We start from the raw sequence: 19354 nt of genomic DNA, 5'->3' as shown, positions 1-19354 counted from the left end.
GACCTTTTGACCCTGCTCAGTCCGCGCTGATCGCTTCCGGTTCCCGTACGGGTTCGCCGAGCATGGCGTGGACGCTGGCGGTCCAGCCGTCGTCGCTGAGGGTGCGCCAGTGGTGGGCCCACTGCCAGCGGCGGTAGGCGTCGGCGGCGGCCTCCAGCGTGCCGGGGTTCAGCAGCGGATTGGCGGGCGGCGCGCTGAGGTGGTGGCGGCTGAGGCTGCCTTCGAGTTCCGCCAGGGTCTTGGGGCCGAACGCGAAGGCGAGGCTGGCCGCAGGACGCGTTCGGGTGGCGTGCAGCCAGCCGCGCAGGGTGTCCTCGGGCGGCAGGGCATACAGGATGAGTTCCCCGCCGGGGTGCGCGTCCGTGCCGGTGACCAGGGTGAGGCCGGGGACGTTGTCGCGCAGGTACGCGGCGACGGGGCCCTCGGCGTAGGCGCTCGCTCCGGCACGCAGGTGTTCCATGGCGGCTCTGGGGTTCAGGCGCGGCGTGGGCTGCGTGGGGGTGGGCGCGTCGAGGTCGATGGGCGCGGGGACGCGCAGGGCCTGCCCGTGGAATTCCAGGCGGGTCTGGCCGCGCCACTCGCTGCTGACGAGGTGCGCGCCCAGGTCGCGTTCGCCGCCCTGGTCGTCGGTCTCGTCGAATTTGATGCCGCGCAGGCCAGCGACCTTGAACTGGAGGCTGTTGCCCTTCTTGCCGACCAGCCGGGTCTCGGTGAGGGGTTCACGCAGGTGCCACAGCGGCAGGGCGTGTCCCTCGCCGAAGGGCTCGAAGGTGTGTGTCTCCTGGAGCAGGTCGAGGCTGGCGGCCAGCGCGGGCAGCGGTGCGTCCAGCCGCACCCGCGGGGCGGGGGTGGGGAACTGCCGGGCGTAGGCGTGGATGCGGTCCCGGAAGGCGTCCATGTTGGCGGGGTCGATGGCGAAGCCGGCCGCGCCGGGGTGCCCGCCGTAGCGTTTCAGCAGGTCGTGGCTGTAGCGCAGGCCCGCCACGGCGCTGATGCCGGGCGTGGAGCGCACGGAGCCCTTGCCCTGCGCGACGATGAACACGGGTTTGTGGTACGTATCCACGAGTTTGCTGGCGACGATCCCCATGACGCCCGCGTGCCAGTCGGGGTGCGTGACGACCAGCGCGGGCTCGCCCGGATCGGCGAGGGTCAGGGCGTGCTGGAACATGTCGTCCTGGAGTTTGCGGCGTTCCTGGTTGCGGATCTCCAGGTACTCCGCGAGTCGGCTGGCGTCGTGCGCGCTGGAGGTCGTGAGCAGGTCCAGCGCCACGTCGGCCTCGCCGAGGCGTCCGGCGGCGTTGATGCGCGGGGCGAGGATGAACGCCACGTCCCGCGCGGTGGGGCGTTTCACGCGGCCCGAGTCGAGCAGGGCGCGCAGGCCCGGCCGGGCCGTGTCCTTCAGGGCGTCCAGCCCGGCGCGCACCAGCGCGCGGTTCTCCCCGATGAGCGGCGCGACGTCGGCGACGGTGCCCAGGGTCGCCAGGGCCGTGAGGGCGCGCGGCTCGGGCAGCCCAAGTTCCTCATGAACGGCCCACAGCAGATGGTACGCCACCCCGGCCCCGGTCAGGTTGTGCAGGTCGTGGTCGTAGCCGTCGGTCAGGTGCGGGTGGACGACCAGTGCGTCCGGGAAGCCGTCGCCCGGGGCGTGGTGGTCGGTCACGATGACCTGCACGCCCCGCGCGATCAGCGCAGCGACCTCATCCAGGTTGGTCACGCCGCAGTCCACGGTCACGAGCAGGTCGCAGGCGGCGGCGTGCTCCTCGACCTTGTCCGGGTGGACGCCGTAGCCCTCGTTCAGGCGGTGCGGGATGAAGCCGTGCACGATGGCGCCCAGTTCGCGCAGGCCCAGGACCAGGGTGGCGGTCGCGCTCACACCGTCCGCGTCGTAGTCGCCGTGGATGCGGATGCGCTGCTTCGCGCGGATGGCGGTCACGATGCGCCGGGCCGCCTCGCGCAGCGCCGGGTTGGGCGTGAGGACCAGCGGCGGATCCAGAAGTGCGGGGGTGAGGTGCCGACCCGTGAGAACCTGCGCCAGCGGGGGCGACACCCGCCACTCCCGCATGACGCGCAGCAGATCCTCGCGACTGGCGGGCGGCGCGAGCACCCAGCGCGCACTCACGCTGTCACCTCCGGGTCAGTGGTCTCCGGCAGGGCGCCCAGGCGGGCCTGTAGCGTGGCGGTCAGGCGTTCCTCGGCCTGACGGCGCTGCCGGGCCTCACGCGCCCGGCGCAGCCGTTCCCGCCACAGGCCCGGCAGCAGCAGCAGGCTGGTGAACAGCACGCCCAGGCCCAGGAAAAGCGTGACGGCCATGCCGACGGGCACGGTCAGTTCACCGCTGCCGGTCGGCAGGGGCAGGCGGATCACGCCGGGATTTTCCAGCGTGACCAGCGCCAGATAGGCGGCGATGCCCAGCAGCAGCAGCACCTGAAGGAAGGAGACGAGGCGCATCGCCCCGCAGTCTAGCCCGCGCGGGTGAGGAGGACCGTGTCCCCCGCGCGCGTGGCCCTTGCCTGCCCCCATGCAGAACCCCCGGCGCGTGGCCGGGGGCTGTGTCCCTGGAGGGAACGGCGGTTAGAAGAAGAACTTCACGCCGGCTTTGATGCCGTTGCTCAGGCCGTTGTTCGCGCTGCTGTCCAGGCCGGTGGCGTAGCCCTTGTTGCTGGTGTAGTAACGGCCGTTGTACTCGGCGAACACCGCGATGCTGTCGGTGACGTTGAAGTCCACGCCGGCGATGGCGTTCACGTACACGTCGCTGGCGTTCTGGCCGGTGTTGCCACGCTGCTGGCCACTGGTCAGGCCCAGGCCGGCGCCCACGTAGGGGGTGACGCGGCTGCCGGTGTTCAGGGCGTAGGTCGCGTTGGCGTCCACGCTCACGGCGTTCCAGCCGGGCTGGTAGTCCGCGCTGATGCGCGCGCCGACCGGGCCGATCACGTTGTTCTTCCCGACCACGGCGCCCGCGTTCAGGCAGTAGTTCACGTTGCTGGTCTTGTTGCCCAGGTCCTTGCACTCGGAGCCGCTGCCGGCCATCTTCACGCCGCCGGTGACGCCGGCGTAGATGTCGCGGGTGGGGACCACGGCGGTGGGGGTGGGCTCGCCGATCACGACGGTGGTGTCGGTGCTGGGCGCGGGGGTGGTGACCGTCCCGGTGGTGCTGGTGCTGGCACCGGCGGGGCCGGCGGGGCCCTGGGGGCCGGCGGGGCCCTGAGGACCGGCGGGACCCTGGGGACCGGCGGGAATGTTGCGGATGGCCGCTTCGAGGGCGTTGATGCGGGCGTTCAGCGCGGTGACGTCGGTGCTGGCGGCGCCGCTGTCCATGCCGTTGATCTTCGCTTCGAGGGCGTCGATGCGGGCCTGCTGGTCGGCGGTGAGCTTCTCGAGGTCAGTGACGCGGCTGGCGATGGCGGCCAGTTCGGTGCTGACTTCCTGCATGCCGTTGGCGATGGTGGTCATGTCGGTGGCGCCGAAGCCGCAGCCGCTCAGCGCGCCGGTCTGCAGGGCGCGGTAGAAGATGAGGGCGGCCTGGTAGCGGGTCAGGTTCTCGTTGCCGCGGAAGGTGCCGTCGGGGAAGCCCTGGATCAGACCGCACTGGACGATCTTGTCCACGGCGTCTTTGGCCCAGTGACCGGCGGGCACATCGCTCAGGGTGACCTGGGCGGGGGCGGCGGTCGTGGTGGTGGTCTGGGCGCTGGCTGCGCCGAGGCTGAGGGCCAGGGTGGACGCGATGATCAGTGATTTGCGCATGTGGAGTTCTCCTTCGGTCTGAATCGGAAACGACAGCACAATGTGACGCGTTCCTCTGCGCTTCACGGTAGGCAGGTGCCGTGAGGTCTTTGTGAATCGCGCGCGGCGTCCTGCACGGCAGAGCGGCGTTTTATGAGCCGCAGCTGACGTTTGTATTGAACATGAGGACGCCGTGGCAAATCGGCCGTTCTCCATGAGCTGAACTTTGTCGCCCAGAACCGGGTTCCCAGCAATTCAGATGAGAAATCTGTCTGTAAGGTCATGTCGGGCGTTCATGAGGCATCGCTCACCGTGCCGGCCCTCATCCCGGGTGTGGGCAGCCGGAGAGGGCGCCCGTATACTCCGGCACATGAGTCAGATTCACGTTCGTGCTCAGCCGGGGGACGTCGCCCCGTACGTCCTGCTGCCCGGGGATCCCAACCGCGCCCGCCACATCGCCGAGACCTACCTGGACGGTGCGCGCGAGTACACCAGCCACCGGCAGCTGCTGGGCTTCACCGGAACCTACCAGGGCCTGCCGGTCAGCGTGCAGACGACCGGGATGGGCTGCCCCAGCGCGGCCATCGTCGCGGAGGAGCTCGCCCGGCTGGGGGCGCGCACGCTGATCCGCGTGGGGACGCTGGGCGGCGCGACCCCCAGCGTGGCGCCCGGTGATCTGGTGATCGCCACGGCGGCCGTGCCGAACGACGGCACCACCCGGCAGATGCTGGGCGGCGCTCCGTACGCGCCCGCCGCGAGCTTCGAGGTCGTGGAGGCCAGCGTGCAGGCGGCCCGCGCGAGCGGCGCCCCGCACCACGTGGGTCTGGTCATGACCGAGGACGCCTTCTACGCCAGCACGCCGGAGCACGCGCGGCTGTGGGCGGGGCGGGGCGTGCTGGGCTTCGAGATGGAGGCCAGCGCGATCTTCCTCGTGGCGGCGCAACGCGGTCTGCGCGCAGCGTGTCTGACGGCGTGCAGCAACGACATCGGCGACCCACAGCTCGTGCCGGACGACGTGCTGGCCGCCGGGGTGGACCGTATGGTGCGCGTGGCGCTGGACGCCATCGTGACGCTGGCCGCCCGCGACTGACCGCCGCCGCGCAGGTGCCGTCCACCCGGGCGGCTCCCTTTCTGTTTTGATCGCCTTTGTGCGTGCGGCGCGCTGTGGCAGGATGGGCGCATGACCCAACTGGATGAATTCGAGTTCAACAACGTGCAGATTGACCAGCATGGCCCGATCGCGGTGCTGACCATCAACCGCCCCCGCGCCCTGAACGCCCTGAGTGCCGATACCCTCTCGGAGATCGCGCAGGCCGTGAACCTGATCGTGGAGGACGCCGAGGTGGGCGCGCTGATCATCACGGGCGCCGGCGACAAGGCGTTCGTGGCGGGTGCGGACATCAGCGAGTTCGAGAACCTCGAGGGCGTGTACGACGGGCGCGAGCTGTCGCTGGCCGGGCAGGACGTCATGCACCAGATCTCCTCGCTGCCCATTCCCGTGATCGCCGCCGTGAACGGCTTCGCGCTGGGCGGCGGGCTGGAACTGGCGCTGGCCTGCGACGTACGCGTGGCGGCCACCACCGCCCGCCTGGGCCTGCCGGAAGTCTCGCTGGGCTTGATCCCGGGTTTCGGCGGCACGCAGCGCCTCGCGCGGCTGGTCGGTGCGGGCCGCGCACTGGACCTGATGCTCACGGCCCGTCAGGTGAAGGCCGACGAGGCGCTGGGCATGGGCCTCGTGAACTACGTCGCGGACGACGCCCTGACCAAGGCGCGCGAGGTGGCCGAGCTGATGCTCAAGAACGCCCCCATTGCGCTGTCCCTGGTCAAGGAGGCGGTGCGCCGCGGCATGGACACCGCGCTGGAGGCGGGCCTGGAGGTCGAGGCGGACCTGTTCGGCATGACGGTCGCCACGAAGGATTTCCGCGAGGGGGTGGACGCCTTCCTGAACAAGCGCCGCGCGGAGTTCCAGGGTGAATGAGGACGGCATGGGCGCGGGCGAGCAGAAGTTCCGCCTGCAGGTCGAGGGCGGCAAGGTCAGCGACGTCGCGGGCCGCGAGGACAGCGCCGCGCCGGCCGCCAAGAGCCGCGTGGTCGAGTTCACCACCCCCCGCTCGAAACTGATCGAGGAGGCCAATCAGGCGATCCGCAGCGACCTGCGCGACTACCCGCGCGCGCTGGCTGCGTACGACGCGCTGCGGGGCGACCCGGAGGCCCTGGCCCACTGGGACATGGCGAACTACATCACCATGCGCAAGCTGGGGTACAACGACCACGGGCGGGTGCACGCCTTCATCACGGGCGCGGCGGGCATGGCGATCACGGAACTGCTCCTCGAGGGCGGCGTGAAGACCGACCTGATGGAAAGCGGCGTGGGCGACGCCGACGACGTGTTCCTGACCGTCATCCTGGGCACCATGCTGCACGACATCGGCAACCAGATTCACCGCGTGGGCCACGAGGCGCACGGCGTGGCGCTGGCCCTGCCGATCCTCGACCGGATCATGACGCCGCTGTACCCAGACCCGTTCAAGCGCGTGAAGGTGCGCTCGTTCATCCTGGGCGCCATCAACTGCCACGACCTGAGCCCGGCGCCGCTGACCCTGGAGGGCGGGATCGTGGCGGTCGCGGACGGCACCGACATCACCAAGGGCCGGGGGCGCAAGGCGTTCAGCCTGGGTAGCGTGGACATCCACTCGATCAGTGCGCTGGCGGTGGATCAGGTCGTGATCGAACGGGGTCGCGACAAGCCGGTGCTGATCAGCGTGACCATGAACAATTCCGGCGGGATCTTCCAGGTCGAGGAGATCCTGGCCCCGAAGGTGATCCGCACGCCCATGCGCCGGTTCGTGGAGCTGCGCGCCACCACCCGCCCCGAGGGCGAGGAGCAGATCCTCTCGCGCGTGCGGCTCGACGGCGACCACTTCGTGATGGATCTGGAGGGCGGCGAGCAGGTGGCCGTGGAGGTCATGGACTCGCAGAAGCAGACGCAGCAGGCGGTCGTGGAGAACCTGGGCATCGGCACCGACAGCCGCTGACGTCAGGCTGCGCGGAGGGAACCCCGACATGCTGGTCAGGTTTCCCTCCGCGCAGCCTGCCTGTGTCCGCTTACTTCTTCGCGCCGGGCAGCGGCGTCGTGCGGGCCGGGCCGCCGTCCACACCGCCGCTGCGGTGCACGCCCTCGCCGCCCGCCGCGCGGCCTTCCAGGTCACTGTCCCCGTCGTTGTTGGGGGTGCCCTGGCGGTCCTCGAAGTCGCTGCCGCCCAGCACGCCGTCCTGGAAGCCCGGCTGATCGTTCGGGTTGCTGCTCTCGGCACTGGCCGCGCCGCGCAGCAGATCCTCGGCCGCCATCTTGTCGTTGAGCAGTTCGCCGGTCGTGCCGTCGTCCCGGACCTCGCCCTCGGGGGCGTACTCGCGCGTGTCGTCTCGTGTCATGCCCGGAGGGTACGGGCTGCGCCGCCCCGCCAGGTGGGGAAATCAGGGGGGGCGCCTTCATGATCGCGCGGGCGGGCGGCTGCGGGACCCACTGGTCAACGCCCACCCCGCCACCATCCGAAACCGCCTATACTTGACTGTCTATGACGAAGGATCGCATCACCATGACCCAGCGCGGGTACGACAAACTGGTCGAAACCCTGCACTTCCTGAAGACCACCAAGCGCGAGGAGATCTCCGAGAACATGGGCCGCGCCATCGAGGACGGCGACCTGCGCGAAAGCGCCGCGTACGACGAGGCGCGGATGCAGCAGAGCGAGAACGAGGCCCGCATCTCCGAACTCGAGCGGCAGCTCGAGCGCGCCATGATCATTGAGGAGGACGCCACCGGCGGCGCCGGCCTGGGCGCCAAGGTCCGCGTGCGCGACGCCAAGGGCAAGGAACACCAGTTCGAACTGGTCGGCACCTACGAGGTGGACGTCCTGAAGGGCAAGATCAGCGACGCCAGCCCGATCGGCAAGGCCCTCGCCGGACGCCGCGCCGGGGAGAAGGTCACCGTGCAGCTGCCCAAGGGCAGCGCCGAGTTCGAGATCCTCAGCGTCGACTACCTGTAAGCGCCCCCCACCCGCCGCCTCCCCCCCACCGGGTGCAGGGAGGCGTTTCACGTACCGGCTACACTGACGGGCGACCATGCGCCGCCTGACCCGCCCCCTGCTGCCGCTGCTGCTGGGTGGCGCACTGGCCGCGCCGGCCTGGGTCGCGCCCGCCACGACCCTGTACCCGGTGCCCAACCAGGCCAGCGCGCCGCTGCGGACCCTGCCGGCCCTCACCCGCCTGAACCTGAACCGCTGCTACGCCCTGTGGTGCGACGTGCAGCTCGGCGCGCAGCGAGGCTGGATCCTGCGCGAGGCCGTGAATCTGCCGGGCGAGTGCCGCCAGCTGGTGCCCCTGGGCCTGAAGAACCTGCGCCGCAGCGAGGCCGCGTACCTCGCCAGCCGCGATCCCAACCGGAACGGCCTCGCGTGCGATGACCTGGAACGCCCCCTGCTGGCCCGCTGAACTGGCGTGGCTCGGCCGCCGGGTCAGTCACCCCTGACCTGCTCAGGCTGTTCAGGGGTGCCGTTCAGGAAATCCACAGGCACTGGTGACTGCCTAGCCGACCCTGACAGAGGACTCTGGAAGGATCGAATCTGAAGGCCACAGGATTGAACTGAGCCCATCGGTCATAAAGCCTGAGTTGACGTCATTTACAATATTGTCAAATCGTTGACGCTTCACGCCACCACCTCAGTCAACGTTGAGCTACTGTAGACACGCACAGGATCTTCGACCAACCCGAAGGACATGATCCACTCTTCAGTCAGAGACTTGAGACCGGCCGCCGGGGGGGAGTGATGATCACTGATCCGATGGAAACCGCGTGGAGTGAACGGGATACCCGCTCAGAACATGCCGAGACCCTGGCCCTGCGCTTCATCCAGGAGAGAGGGTCACGGGTGGTCCTGGCCTACCTGAGCTGGCGACACGGCCGCACGCGGGACGCCCATGACCTCATCACGCCGGTCCTGCACGACCTGAAGGTCGGGGAGCCCAGCGTCTGGTACGCCCGGGCCCTGAATGTCGCGGCGTGCGTCGCGCACGGCATGAACCACATCGATCAGGCGCTGTCCCACCTGGAAGAGCAGATCCGGGTCAGCCGCCTCATCAGGGACACCCGTCTGGAGGCCATCGGCCTGCACGACTTCGCGGCCATCATCCGCGCCGCGCATCCGGTCCGGGCCGAGCAGCTCCTGCTGGACGTGATCAGGATCTTCGAGCGTGAGCCGGAACCCATCGGACTGCCGGTGGCCCAGTTCAACCTCGGCAACATCTATCAGGAGGCGGGCGCGCTGGAAACGGCAGTCCAGTTCTACTTCGCCGCCCTGGAAGCGCCGGGAGACGTGCTCAAACCCGTGATCGAGACCCTGATCCTCAGTTCGCTCTTCCCGCTCCTCGAAACCCTGGGGTACGACCGGGAACTCCGGATCTACCGGGCGCGCCTCTACGCGCTGCTCAGGTCCACGCAGGACATCAACGTTCAGGCCCAGGCCTGGATCGCGCTGTCGCGGCACGCCGCTCCGGCCGAGATCATCGAGCACGTCTCGGCGCTGCTGCCCAAACTCGAGGCGATGGACAATCACGAGTACCTGGCCCTGCTGTACGCCCGTCTGAGCGAGGCTTACGAGGCGCTGGGGAACCACGCCGACGGCCTGCGGACGCTGCGCCGCAGCGCGCAGTACGAGAAGGTCGCCAGCGAGGCCCAGTGGCGGCACGCCCGCAAGCTCTTCGAGAGTTTCCTGGCGTGGGAGGAAGCCGAGCGCAACCACACGCACCTGCTGAACTACGCCCGGCAGCTGGAGGTGGAGCACGCCGAGCTGACGATGCTCAGCCGCACCGATCCGCTGACCGGGCTCGCCAACCGGCACCTGCTGCGCGAGCGGCTGGAGGCGTGGGCCGGGCAGGACGGTGCGCTGTCCCTGGCCCTGATCGACATTGACCTGTTCAAGCAGGTCAACGACCGCTGGGGGCATCCGGCCGGCGACCGGGTCATCCAGGCCATCGCGCGGCTCCTTCAGGGGGTCGCCACGCCGGCAGACCTGATCGTCCGCTACGGCGGTGAGGAATTCCTGTTCGTGCGCTTCGGTGGCGGCTCGGTCGTCCCGGCGTGCCGTCAGATCCTGGACGGGGTCAATGGGCTGGTCTTCCACGAGGGCCGCGACACCTTCTCGGTGACGGTGAGTATCGGCGTGGCGCTGGACGGTCAGGACTTCATCCGCCTGATCGAACGGGCCGACCGGAACCTCTACGAGGTCAAACAGGGTGGCCGCAACAGCCTGAAGGTCTGAGGCGCAGGACGGGCCCGGAACGCCGGCGGCCGGACCGGAGCGCGCCACGGTCTCGCGCTTGCCTGTACACTGTCAGGGTTGCCGCGCCGCCTGAAGCGGCGTGTGGAAGGAGTCTGTATGGGTCTTGCTATTGGAATTGTCGGTCTGCCGAACGTCGGGAAAAGCACGCTGTTCAACGCCATCACGCGCGCCGGGGCGCTCGCGGCGAACTACCCGTTCGCGACCATCGAGCCGAACGTGGGGCGCGTGACCGTCCCGGACGAGCGCCTCGCCGCGCTCAGCCGCGTGTTCACGAAGGGCGAGCGCGTGCCGCCGATCATCCCGACGTTCGTGGAGTTCGTGGACATCGCGGGCCTCGTGAAGGGCGCCAGCAAGGGCGAGGGCCTGGGCAACCAGTTCCTGGCGAACATCCGCGAGGTGGACGCCATCGCGCACGTCGTGCGCTGCTTCGAGGACGGGAACGTCATTCACGTCGCGGGCCGCGTGGACCCCATCGACGACATCGAGACGATCAACACGGAACTGATCCTCGCGGACCTGGGCGGCCTGGAAAAACGCCTGCAGAACCTGCAGAAGAAGGCCAAGGGGAACGATAAGGACGCGAAAGAGCAGGCGGAACTGGCCGAGCAGATCATCGCGGTGCTCTCCGAGGGCAAACCCGCCCGCGCGGGCACGTACGACGCGCCCATCCCGAAGGAGTTCGGGCTGATCACCACCAAACCCGTGATCTACGTCGCGAACGTCGGTGAGGACAACCTGACCGAGGACAACGCGTACGTGCAGCAGGTGCGCGAGTACGCCGCCGCCGAGGGCGCGCAGGTCGTGAAGATCAGCGCGCAGATCGAGGGCGAACTGGCCGAGATGCCCGAAGACGAGGCGCGCATGTTCCTGGAGGAACTGGGCGTGCAGGAAAGCGGCCTGGATCAGCTCGTCAAGGTCGGCTACGACACGCTGGGCCTGATCACGTTCATCACGAGCGGCGAGAAGGAAGTGCGCGCCTGGACGATCCGCCGCGGCGAGAAGGCCCCCGAGGCGGCCGGTGAGATCCACAGCGACCTGGAGCGGGGCTTCATCCGCGCCGAGGTCATCGAGTGGGACAAGATGGTCGAGGCCGGCGGCTGGGCCGGAGCCAAGAGCAAGGGCTGGGTGCGCACCGAAGGCAAGGAGTACGTGATGAAGGACGGCGACATCATGAACGTCCTGCACAACATGTAACCACCGCAGACGGGGGCAGCGGCGGACGTGATCATGTCCGCCGCTGCCTTGTAAACCTGGGCAGAGGGGCCGGGGCCCGGCCCGTGTGGCGCGTGCCGGCTGACCCCAGCCCGTGACCGCGCCTCTCCTCTGCCCGGCGCCTCGCGTGGCCGGCTCAGCAGCGAAGGTCGCGCACGGCCGCGTAGCCCCCCACGAAGAGCGCCACGCGCAGCTCGTGAATGAAGTTCGCCAGCCAGTCCTCGGCCGCCTCGGCGCTGTGCAGGGCCGGTTCCAGCAGCGGGCGGGCCACCGCGACCGCCTCGGCCCCCAGGCACAGGGCGCGCGCGGCGTCCAGGCCGGTGCGGATCCCACCCGACGCGATCAGCGGAACACCCGGCGCCACGAGCCGGGCGTCCCGCAGCGCCTGCGCGGTCGGCACGCCCAGGTCGCACAGGTCCGGCGTGCGGACCTCGCCGTGATGCACGAGCTGCTCCACCCGCGCCCAGCTCGTGCCGCCCGCGCCCGCCACGTCCAGCGCCGCGAACCCCAGCGGGGCGGCCAGCGCCGCCGACGCGGCGTCCAGCCCGTGCCCGACCTCCTTGAGGATCACCGGGAAGTCCAGGTCCGGGATCACCTCTGCCAGGCGGTCACGCAGCCCCGCCCAGCGCGTATCGCCGCCCGGTTGCAGCGCCTCCTGAAGCGGGTTGACATGGATGGCCAGCGCGTCCGCCCCGACCTCCTGCACCGCGCGCCGGGCCTGTTCGGGACCGTAGCCGAGCAGGAACTGCGCGCCGCCCAGGTTTCCCACGAGCAGGATGTCCGGCGCGACGTCCCGCACCTGGAAGGACGCGGCGGCCTCCGGGCGTTCCAGCATGACGCGCTGCGAACCCAGCATCATGCCGATCCCCAGGCGCTGCGCGGCCACGGCGAGGTTCCGGTTGATGCGCCCCGCCGCCTCGGCCCCGCCCGTCATCGCGCCGATCAGCACGGGCGCGGCCAGCGGGCGGCCCAGGAAGGAGGCGCGCAGGTTCACGTCCTCCAGGTTGCGTTCGGGCAGCGCCCGGTACGGCCACGCCACGCCCTCCAGCCCGGTGGTCTGCCGCGCGTACTGACTGTCGGGCCGCAGGCACGCCTCGATGTGCCGCAGCTTGCGGGTCTGGATGGCGGTCGGTTCGGGCGCGCTCACGCCGCCCAGCGTACCTGTCCGGCGCGGCGGTGGACTGTCGTGAGGCACGCCGTCCCCACGGTCCGGCAGGCCGGGCGGACCGCCACGCGCGCTCCGGTGACGGCCGCCCGGGCGCCCGGTTTCGGCCTCGCCGCGCCAGGGTGTTGACAGATCGGGAAGGTGGAGATACTATTTCTGAGCGCTGAACGCGGCAACGCGAAGAAAGCGCGAAAAGAAGAACCAGAGTAACGCAGGGTAGAGCAGTCTGGTAGCTCGTCGGGCTCATAACCCGGAGGTCGCAGGTTCAAATCCTGTCCCTGCAACCAAACGCCCCCACTTCGGTGGGGGTTTCTTCTGTTGTCCTGCCGGCACGCCGGGGAACGTTCGCCCGGCCCGGTCCGTACTGTGGCGTGTGAGTCTCGCGTTCCTGATCTTCCTCGTCGCCTGGGTGATCGGCATGATCGGCACCTTCGTGCCCGCCCTGCCCGCCACCGTCATCATCTTCATCGGCAGTGTCGCCGCGACCCTGGTGGACGGCTTTCAGCCGTGGCCGGACCTGCCGTTCCTGCTGACCTTCCTGGTCATCACGATCCTGATCAGCATGGTGGACAACGTCGCCTCGGCCTGGGGGGCCCGCAAGTACGGCGGCAGCAAGCAGGCCGTGTGGGGCGCCGTCATCGGCGGACTCGTGGGGATCCTGCCGGTCATTCCGTTCGGCCTGATCGTGGGGCCGCTGGCCGGAGCGCTCATCGCCGAGCTGCTGATCGTGCGCAAGGCGCCCATGGACGCGCTGCGCAGCGCCTGGGGCACCCTGGTCGGTCTGCTCGCCGGGATCGCCGCGAAGGTCGTTCTGCACCTCCTGATCGGTCTGTACGAGCTGTGGCGGCTGTGGGAGCCGGCCAAGGGCGTGTTCTGACCGTCACCCCGCGCGCCTGAGCCGCCCCGCCCACCAGCGGGGCGGCTTCGCCCGTTCAGCGGGCCAGCAGCACGGGCGCCAGCGCGATGAAGCCCACCGCCAGCGCCGGCAGCAGCGGCAGCAGCGCCCCCAGTGCCGCGCGGCCAGCCCGGCCCGTCAGCTCGCGGAACGCGACGAAGGCCAGCCCGGACTGCACCAGCGGCGCCGCCAGCGTGACCACGAGCAGCAGGAACGCCGCCGAGGTCGTCTTCAGGCCCGCCAGCCCCAGCCGCTGCGCCGCGTTCGGGTCCTTCCCCACTGCCGCCAGCGCGTCGGCCGCCGGGCGCCACGCCCCGTCGGGGATCAGGACACTCAGGACGATGACCAGCACGTACAGCGGCGGCAGCAGCGCGAAGGTCGCGCCGAACACCTCGGCCGGGCGGCCCGCGCGGCCCGCGCCGAGCAGGCCCAGGCCCCACATCAGCCCGAACGTGAACATCGACAGGAACGCCCCGCCGATCACGTTCAGCGCGTGCGTGGCCAGCGGCGCCGCGCCGCCCGCCACCTCGGCTGCCAGATTGACCGCCGGGCGCACCAGCGCCGCGTACGCCCCGCCGGACAGCACCGCCGCGACCGCCACCACACCCAGGTACCGCCACGCGAGCGGCTCGGTCGGCGCCAGCGCGCGCGCGAAGAGGCGTGGGCCGGCCAGGATCGAGGCCGGCAGCGGGGCGTCGGCCTGGGCGGGCAGCGGGGCGGCAGCGGGAGCGTCGGGGCGGGGCTTGCGGGAACGGGCCATCAGTGCCCGCATCCTACGCGCTCAGCCGCTGCGGGCGCGCCACCACGCCCACGCCAGCACGATCAGCGCGGCGTAGACGAGCACGATCAGCGCCGCGCCCACCGCACTCCGGGCCAGTTTCTCGGGATGCGCCGCCGCCTCCCGCCGGGCGTCCGCGAGCACCCCGGGCGGAATCAGGCGCAGCGCCACCCACAACCCCGCCGGGACGAGCAGCAGGTCGTCCAGCTGTCCCAGAACCGGGATGAAGTCCGGGATCAGGTCGATGGGACTCAGGGCGTACGCGAGGACCAGCAGCGCCCACACCCGCGCGTACCAGGGCGTGCGCGGGTCGCGCGCCGCGAGGCTCAGGGCGAGCAGTTCCGCCTTCAGGTAGCGGGCGAAGGCCCGCAGCCGCGCCCACAGGCCCTGCCGGGCCGGATCGGTCACCGCAGCGCCCCGCGCAGGTCCGTGATCCACTGCGTCACGCCCGGCACGGTCAGGGCCGCGGCACCCAGCCCGAACAGCAGCATCACCACGAACGCGCCGCTCAGCCAGGGACCGGGCGCACTGCGCACCTGCGGATCGGCCTTCGGCGTGAGCCACAGGTGCAGCACGACGAACACCACCGTCCCGAACAGCGCCGCGCCCCCGGCCAGCGGCAGGCGCAGCGCCTCGTTCTTCAGGAGTTCCGTCGCCTGCCCGGTGTCCTGGGGCAGACGGCCCGCCAGCAGGCTGCCCAGCGCCACCGCGATGGTGTTGTTCAGCGCGTGCACGATCACGCTGTTCCACAGGCTGCCGGTATGCTGCACCACCCGCGCCAGCACGTACGCCAGCGGCAGGATGCCCACGATGCTGGCGGGCACGCCGTGCGCCAGCGAGAACACCAGCGTGCTCGTCAGCGCCGCGACCGTGAAGCCTGCCGCCCGCTCGTGCCCGCGCATGAGCAGGCCCCGGAAGGCCACCTCCTCGGCCACGGGGATCAGGATGCCCGCCGCCAGCAGCAGCACCCACACGTCCGACCCCTGGCTCAGGAACTGCGGCACCGCGTTCGCGGACGACGGCACGAGCGTCACGAATGCCAGCACGAACGCCCGCGACGCCAGGAACGCCAGCGCGAACGCCGCGAGCGCCACCCCCCAGGACGGCGGCGTGCGCCAGCGCGAATCGCGGAACAGGGCGCCCACCGTACCCCGGAAGAGGGTCAGCCCGACGAGCACCACCACGGCGAAGGTACCCAGCAGCGCGGTGCCCAGCGGCAGCCCCGCCGCGACCAGCAGCGCCGAGGCCACGTTCTGCACCACCAGCAGCGCCAGCGCCGCCCGGTTCCCGCTGACCGCCCGCACCCCGTCGGGCGCAGCAGGGGGAGCGGGCGGCACACTGATCGGCGGGGGCTCGGGCACAGTCATGCCCCCGAGCCTACCGCGCGCGGGGCAACCGGCGCGTCAACGGAAAGTTGAGGCGCGAGCTGCCCCCGGCGCGGCGCGTCAGGCGGTCAGGACGCGGATCGCGCCCGCCAGGGCCTCGTCGTCCACCTGATGGTGCAGCACGAAGCGGACGCTGTCCGGGCCCAGCGCGTTGCACAGGACCCCCTGCTCGCTCCAGCGGGCGGCGTGCGCGGCGGCGTCCGGCACGGCGGCGTAGATGATGTTCGTCTGCACGGCGTTCAGGTTCACGTCGAAGCCCGCGTTCACCAGCGCCCCGGCCAGTTCACGGGTGCGGCGGTGATCCTCGGCCAGCCGCGCGGGGCCCTCGCGCAGGGCCACGAGCGCGGCGGCGGCCAGCACGCCCGCCTGCCGCATGCCGCCGCCCATCATCTTGCGGTAGCGGTGCGCCTGCCGCATCTGGGCGGCACTCCCGACGAGCACGCTGCCCACCGGCGCCCCCAGGCCCTTGCTGAGGCACACGCTGACCGTGTCGAATAGGCCCGTCACGTCCCGCAGCGGCACCCCCAACGCCACCGCTGCGTTCACCACCCGCGCGCCGTCGAGATGCAGCGGCAGCCCCTCCTCGGTCGCCACCGCGCGGATGCCCGCCAGGACGTCCAGCGGGATCACGGTGCCACCCGCCTTGTTGTGCGTGTTCTCCAGGCTGATCAGCCCGCTCGGCGACTGATGAATGCTGCGGCGGATCGCGGCGCGCACGTCCTCCGGGGCGGGCACGCCCAGCGGCGCGGGCACGAAACGCGGCACCACGCCACTGAAGGTCGCCATCATGCCCAGCTCCCACTCGTAGATGTGCGACCCCTCCGCACAGATGACCTCCTCGCCCCGCCGGGTGTGCAGCGCGATCGCCACCTGATTCGTCATCGTCCCCGACGGCATGAACAGCCCCGCCTCGTGCCCGGTCAGGCGCGCTACCTCCGCCTGCAACTCGTTCACGGTCGGGTCCTCGCCGTACACGTCGTCCCCCACCGGCGCCTGCGCCATCGCCTCGCGCATGGCGGGCGTGGGCGTCGTGACGGTATCGGAACGCAGATCGGCAATCAGGCGGGCGGGTTCAGTCATGCCCCGGATGCTACGCCCCGCCGCACCCAAAGTGGGACGCGCCCCAGGACAGGAGGTGGTATGCCTGGACGATGCGCCCCTGGCTGCTCCTCCTGCCGCTGCTGGTCGCCTGCCGCGCCCCGGCTGATACCCTCCCGTCGGCACTGGCGCGGCTGGCCGGACGGGACGCCTGGGTGTACGGCGGCGGCCCGCTGCGCTGCGTCCGGGGGGGCAGCACCACCGAGTACCTCATTCCACTGATCACCCCGGTCCGGGTCACGCAGGTCGAGCAGACCGGCCCACGCATGGTCGAGATCGGCGTGAACGGACACGTCCGCGAGCAGGCGACGCCGCAGGCCATCATTCTCACCCTCGAACCGCAGGACCCGGCGGAACCCGTGTCGAGCAGCAGCGGGAACGGTCCCCTCCCCCGCTGGTGGCAGGGCCTGGAGGTGCCGTCCTGCACGGTCTTCCGGATCGCTTTCCTGGACGAGACGCACCTGAACCGCACGCTGAGCTTCACGCCTCCACCCGACAGCGTCCTGAGCCTCAGCAAACGCATCCGCGCCTCCAGCGTCGGCCTGAGCGCCACGGACCTCCTGTGGCTGCGCGGCCCGCCCGACGAACCCCTGACCGACGTGGAAACCCTGCTGCGCGCGACCACCTGGACGGTCATCGGCGGAGTCCCGTACGGCGATCAGATCACCACCTTCCGGCACGGCCGCGTGATCCGGGAGACCTTCCCTCACCCGGGACCCTGACCTACGCTCCAGCCAGTTCGCCCTGCCGCGCCTCGATGATCTTCTTCGCGAGGGGTTCCGGGACGGGCTGGTACCCGTGGGGTTTGAGGCTGAACGCGCCGCGGTCGCCGGTCAGGGAGCGCAGGTCGGCGCTGTAGGTCTGGAGCTCAGCCTGCGGGACGAGGGCGGTGACGACGATGACGGTCCCTTCGGGGTCCATGCCCTGCACGCGGGCGCGGCGGGTCTGCAGGTCGCTGATGAGGTCCCCGGTGAAGGAGGCGGGGGCGCGGACGCGCAGTTGCACGACGGGTTCGAGGAGGCCCGGGCGGGCGTTCGCCACGGCGTTTTTCAGGGCGAGGCTCCCGGCGGTGCGGAAGGCGATGTCGCTGCTGTCCACGTCGTGGTAACTGCCGTCCAGGACGGTGACCTGGACGTCCTGCATGGGGTACCCGGCGAGTGCGCCGCGCTGCATGGCGTCCTGCACGCCCTTCTCGATGCTGGGGATGTATTTGCCGGGAATCGCGCCGCCCACCACGGCGGAGCGGAAGGCGAAGCCTTCGCCGGGTTCGATGCGGATCTTGCAGTCGCCATATTGTCCGTGTCCGCCGCTCTGTTTCCGGTGTTTACCCTGCGCCTCGGCGGGCGCGTGGATGGTTTCGCGGTAGGGGATGCGGGGTGGGGTGGTGGTCACGGTGACGCCCTGCGCGGCCAGCTTCTCGACGGCGATGCCCAGGTGCATGTCGCCCATGCCGGACAGGAGTTGCTCGCCGGTCTGCGGTTCGCGCGCGTAGTGGAGGGTGGGGTCCTCCTCGCGCAGTTTCGCGAGGGCCGCGCCGAGTTTGTCCTCGTCCTGGCGGGTGGCGGGGTGAATGGCGACGGTGTGGACCGGTTCGGGCAGCCACAGCGGGTCGTACGTGATGGGCTGATCGGGGTCGGCCAGGGTGTCCCCGGCGTGCAGGTCCGGCAGTTTGGTCAGCACGCCGATGCTCCCGGCGGGCAGTTCGGGCACCTCGGTGAGGTCCTTGCCGTTCGGGACGTACAGGTGCATGGGGCGCACGTCCAGGTCCTGCGAGGTGTTACGCAGGGTGTCGCCGGGGCGTAGCGTGCCGCTCCAGACGCGGATGTACGCGACCTTGCCCACGAACGGGTCGATGGACACCCGCCATACCCGCGCGCTCAGGGGGGCGTCCGGCGCAGGCTCGCGGGTCTGGCCGTCCACGCCGGTCAGCGGGCCGCGCTCGCGGGCGCTGCGTAGCCCCGTGACCATCAGGTGCAGCAGCGCGTCCAGCCCCACCCCGGTCATGGCACTGACGGGCAGCACCGGGTAGAGGGTGCCCGCGTGCACCGCCCGCAGGTACGCCGCCTCCAGCTCGTCGTCCCCGATGGGTTCGCCCTCCAGGTAGCGGCCCATCAGGTCGTCGTCCGTCTCCACGATGGCGTCGAGCAGTGCGTCCCGCGCCTCGCGCAGCGCGCCGGTCAGGGTGGGGGGCAGCTCCTGCGGGGGGCTCACCTCGCCGGTCAGGACGTTCACCACGCCCCGGAAGTCCGGCCCCTCCCCCACCGGCAGCAACGCCGCCGCGACCGGCCCCTTCAGGCTGGCCCGCACGTCCGCAAGGACCGTGAAGAAGTCCGCCCGGTCCCGGTCCATGCGGTTGACGACCACCACGCGCGGCATGCCGAAACGGTCGGCGGTCGCCCAGGCGCGCTCGGTGCCGACCTCCACGCCGCCCACCGCGCTGACGAGCACGAGCACACTGTCCGCCGCGCGGATGCCGCCGCGGATCTCCCGCACGAAATCCGCGAAGCCCGGCGTGTCCAGCACCGTCACGTCCGTGCCCTCGTGGGTCAGGCGCAGCACCCCGGTCTGGATCGAGAAGCCGTGCGCCTTCTCCGCGTCCGTGTGGTCGCTGCGGGTCGTGCCGTCCTCCACGCGACCCATACGCGAAATGACCCCGCTGCGGTGCAGCAGGGCCTCGGCCAGCGTCGTCTTTCCGGTGCCGCTGTGCGCGGCCAGACTCACGATGCGGTGAGGCACGAAAGATCACCATTCCTTTCCCGGAGA

The 19354-nt window shown here is 70.8% G+C and carries 19 protein-coding genes and 1 tRNA gene; 10 read left to right on the top strand and 10 right to left on the bottom strand.

Features of this window, described 5'->3' with window-relative positions:
* Nucleotides 1-16 precede the first annotated feature (16 nt).
* The 3 genes from recJ to AUC44_RS04935 form a co-directional block, all read right to left on the bottom strand.
* Nucleotides 17-2062: a single-stranded-DNA-specific exonuclease RecJ gene (gene recJ / locus AUC44_RS04945; protein ID WP_082689140.1), complete on the bottom strand. Its 2046-nt coding sequence runs from the start codon at nucleotides 2060-2062 to the stop codon at nucleotides 17-19.
* 53 nt (nucleotides 2063-2115) lie between these two features.
* A complete protein-coding gene (locus tag AUC44_RS04940) occupies nucleotides 2116-2448 on the bottom strand; it encodes a lipopolysaccharide assembly protein LapA domain-containing protein (RefSeq protein WP_062157650.1) in 333 nt (110 codons plus the stop codon).
* Between the two features lie 123 nt (nucleotides 2449-2571).
* The gene (locus AUC44_RS04935) at nucleotides 2572-3741 is read right to left on the bottom strand and encodes an S-layer homology domain-containing protein (protein WP_062159687.1); all 1170 of its coding nucleotides are present in this window, start codon (nucleotides 3739-3741) and stop codon (nucleotides 2572-2574) included.
* Nucleotides 3742-4090: 349 nt separating this feature from the next.
* Here AUC44_RS04935 and AUC44_RS04930 point away from each other — a divergent pair, with 349 nt between their 5' ends.
* The 3 genes from AUC44_RS04930 to AUC44_RS04920 all read left to right on the top strand — a co-directional run bounded on the left by AUC44_RS04930 (nucleotide 4091) and on the right by AUC44_RS04920 (nucleotide 6755).
* Nucleotides 4091-4810 carry a phosphorylase family protein gene (locus tag AUC44_RS04930; protein ID WP_062157649.1) on the top strand — a complete coding sequence of 240 codons (720 nt, stop codon included), beginning with the start codon at nucleotides 4091-4093 and terminating at the stop codon, nucleotides 4808-4810.
* 90 nt (nucleotides 4811-4900) lie between these two features.
* The gene (locus tag AUC44_RS04925) at nucleotides 4901-5698 is read left to right on the top strand and encodes an enoyl-CoA hydratase-related protein (RefSeq protein ID WP_062157648.1); all 798 of its coding nucleotides are present in this window, start codon (nucleotides 4901-4903) and stop codon (nucleotides 5696-5698) included.
* A gap of 7 nt (nucleotides 5699-5705) precedes the next feature.
* On the top strand, nucleotides 5706-6755 hold the full coding sequence (locus AUC44_RS04920) for a hypothetical protein (protein WP_062157647.1): 1050 nt from the start codon (nucleotides 5706-5708) through the stop codon (nucleotides 6753-6755).
* Nucleotides 6756-6825: 70 nt separating this feature from the next.
* Here AUC44_RS04920 and AUC44_RS04915 read toward each other — a convergent pair whose 3' ends face one another.
* Entirely contained in the window at nucleotides 6826-7152 is a 327-nt protein-coding gene (locus AUC44_RS04915; RefSeq protein WP_062157646.1) for a hypothetical protein, read from the bottom strand.
* A 143-nt stretch (nucleotides 7153-7295) separates the two neighbouring features.
* On the opposite strand from AUC44_RS04915, the gene greA reads away from it, so the two are divergent.
* From greA to ychF, 4 genes are all read left to right on the top strand, one after another.
* Nucleotides 7296-7766, top strand: a complete 471-nt coding sequence (gene greA, locus AUC44_RS04910; RefSeq protein WP_062157645.1) for a transcription elongation factor GreA — start codon at nucleotides 7296-7298, stop codon at nucleotides 7764-7766.
* A 76-nt stretch (nucleotides 7767-7842) separates the two neighbouring features.
* Nucleotides 7843-8211 (top strand): SH3 domain-containing protein, encoded by a 369-nt coding sequence (locus AUC44_RS04905; protein WP_062157644.1) that lies wholly within the window; start codon nucleotides 7843-7845, stop codon nucleotides 8209-8211.
* 335 nt (nucleotides 8212-8546) lie between these two features.
* A complete protein-coding gene (locus AUC44_RS04900) occupies nucleotides 8547-10037 on the top strand; it encodes a GGDEF domain-containing protein (protein ID WP_062157643.1) in 1491 nt (496 codons plus the stop codon).
* A 117-nt stretch (nucleotides 10038-10154) separates the two neighbouring features.
* Nucleotides 10155-11252: a redox-regulated ATPase YchF gene (ychF, locus tag AUC44_RS04895; RefSeq protein ID WP_062159686.1), complete on the top strand. Its 1098-nt coding sequence runs from the start codon at nucleotides 10155-10157 to the stop codon at nucleotides 11250-11252.
* Between the two features lie 154 nt (nucleotides 11253-11406).
* Here ychF and fni read toward each other — a convergent pair whose 3' ends face one another.
* Entirely contained in the window at nucleotides 11407-12417 is a 1011-nt protein-coding gene (gene fni / locus AUC44_RS04890; RefSeq protein WP_062157642.1) for a type 2 isopentenyl-diphosphate Delta-isomerase, read from the bottom strand.
* 228 nt (nucleotides 12418-12645) lie between these two features.
* Here fni and AUC44_RS04885 point away from each other — a divergent pair.
* Together AUC44_RS04885 and AUC44_RS04880 are read left to right on the top strand one after the other, a co-directional pair.
* Nucleotides 12646-12722: transfer RNA gene (locus tag AUC44_RS04885), tRNA-Met, on the top strand.
* 86 nt (nucleotides 12723-12808) lie between these two features.
* Nucleotides 12809-13312, top strand: coding sequence for a DUF456 domain-containing protein (locus AUC44_RS04880; protein WP_062157641.1), 504 nt, complete (start codon nucleotides 12809-12811; stop codon nucleotides 13310-13312).
* A 55-nt stretch (nucleotides 13313-13367) separates the two neighbouring features.
* On the opposite strand, the gene AUC44_RS04875 is transcribed toward AUC44_RS04880, so the two are convergent.
* From AUC44_RS04875 to AUC44_RS04860, 4 genes are all read right to left on the bottom strand, one after another.
* The gene (locus AUC44_RS04875) at nucleotides 13368-14090 is read right to left on the bottom strand and encodes a hypothetical protein (protein WP_062157640.1); all 723 of its coding nucleotides are present in this window, start codon (nucleotides 14088-14090) and stop codon (nucleotides 13368-13370) included.
* A 21-nt stretch (nucleotides 14091-14111) separates the two neighbouring features.
* Nucleotides 14112-14492, bottom strand: coding sequence for a YkvA family protein (locus AUC44_RS04870; RefSeq protein ID WP_062159685.1), 381 nt, complete (start codon nucleotides 14490-14492; stop codon nucleotides 14112-14114).
* Nucleotides 14493-14512: 20 nt separating this feature from the next.
* Complete coding sequence (locus AUC44_RS04865; protein ID WP_062157639.1) at nucleotides 14513-15475, bottom strand: CPBP family intramembrane glutamic endopeptidase; 963 nt, start codon at nucleotides 15473-15475, stop codon at nucleotides 14513-14515.
* Nucleotides 15476-15553: 78 nt separating this feature from the next.
* Nucleotides 15554-16573, bottom strand: a complete 1020-nt coding sequence (locus tag AUC44_RS04860; RefSeq protein WP_062157638.1) for a threonine aldolase family protein — start codon at nucleotides 16571-16573, stop codon at nucleotides 15554-15556.
* A 71-nt stretch (nucleotides 16574-16644) separates the two neighbouring features.
* On the opposite strand from AUC44_RS04860, the gene AUC44_RS04855 reads away from it, so the two are divergent.
* Nucleotides 16645-17313, top strand: coding sequence for a hypothetical protein (locus tag AUC44_RS04855; protein ID WP_062157637.1), 669 nt, complete (start codon nucleotides 16645-16647; stop codon nucleotides 17311-17313).
* A 1-nt stretch (nucleotide 17314) separates the two neighbouring features.
* Here AUC44_RS04855 and AUC44_RS04850 read toward each other — a convergent pair whose 3' ends face one another.
* On the bottom strand, nucleotides 17315-19327 hold the full coding sequence (locus tag AUC44_RS04850) for an elongation factor G (RefSeq protein WP_062157636.1): 2013 nt from the start codon (nucleotides 19325-19327) through the stop codon (nucleotides 17315-17317).
* Nucleotides 19328-19354 lie beyond the last annotated feature (27 nt).

Origin of the sequence: Deinococcus actinosclerus, assembly GCF_001507665.1 — a bacterium.
GTDB classification, from domain to species: Bacteria; Deinococcota; Deinococci; order Deinococcales; family Deinococcaceae; genus Deinococcus; species Deinococcus actinosclerus.
The sequence above is the reverse complement of the archived record's forward strand: the minus strand, read 5'-3'. Positions and strand labels throughout refer to the sequence as shown.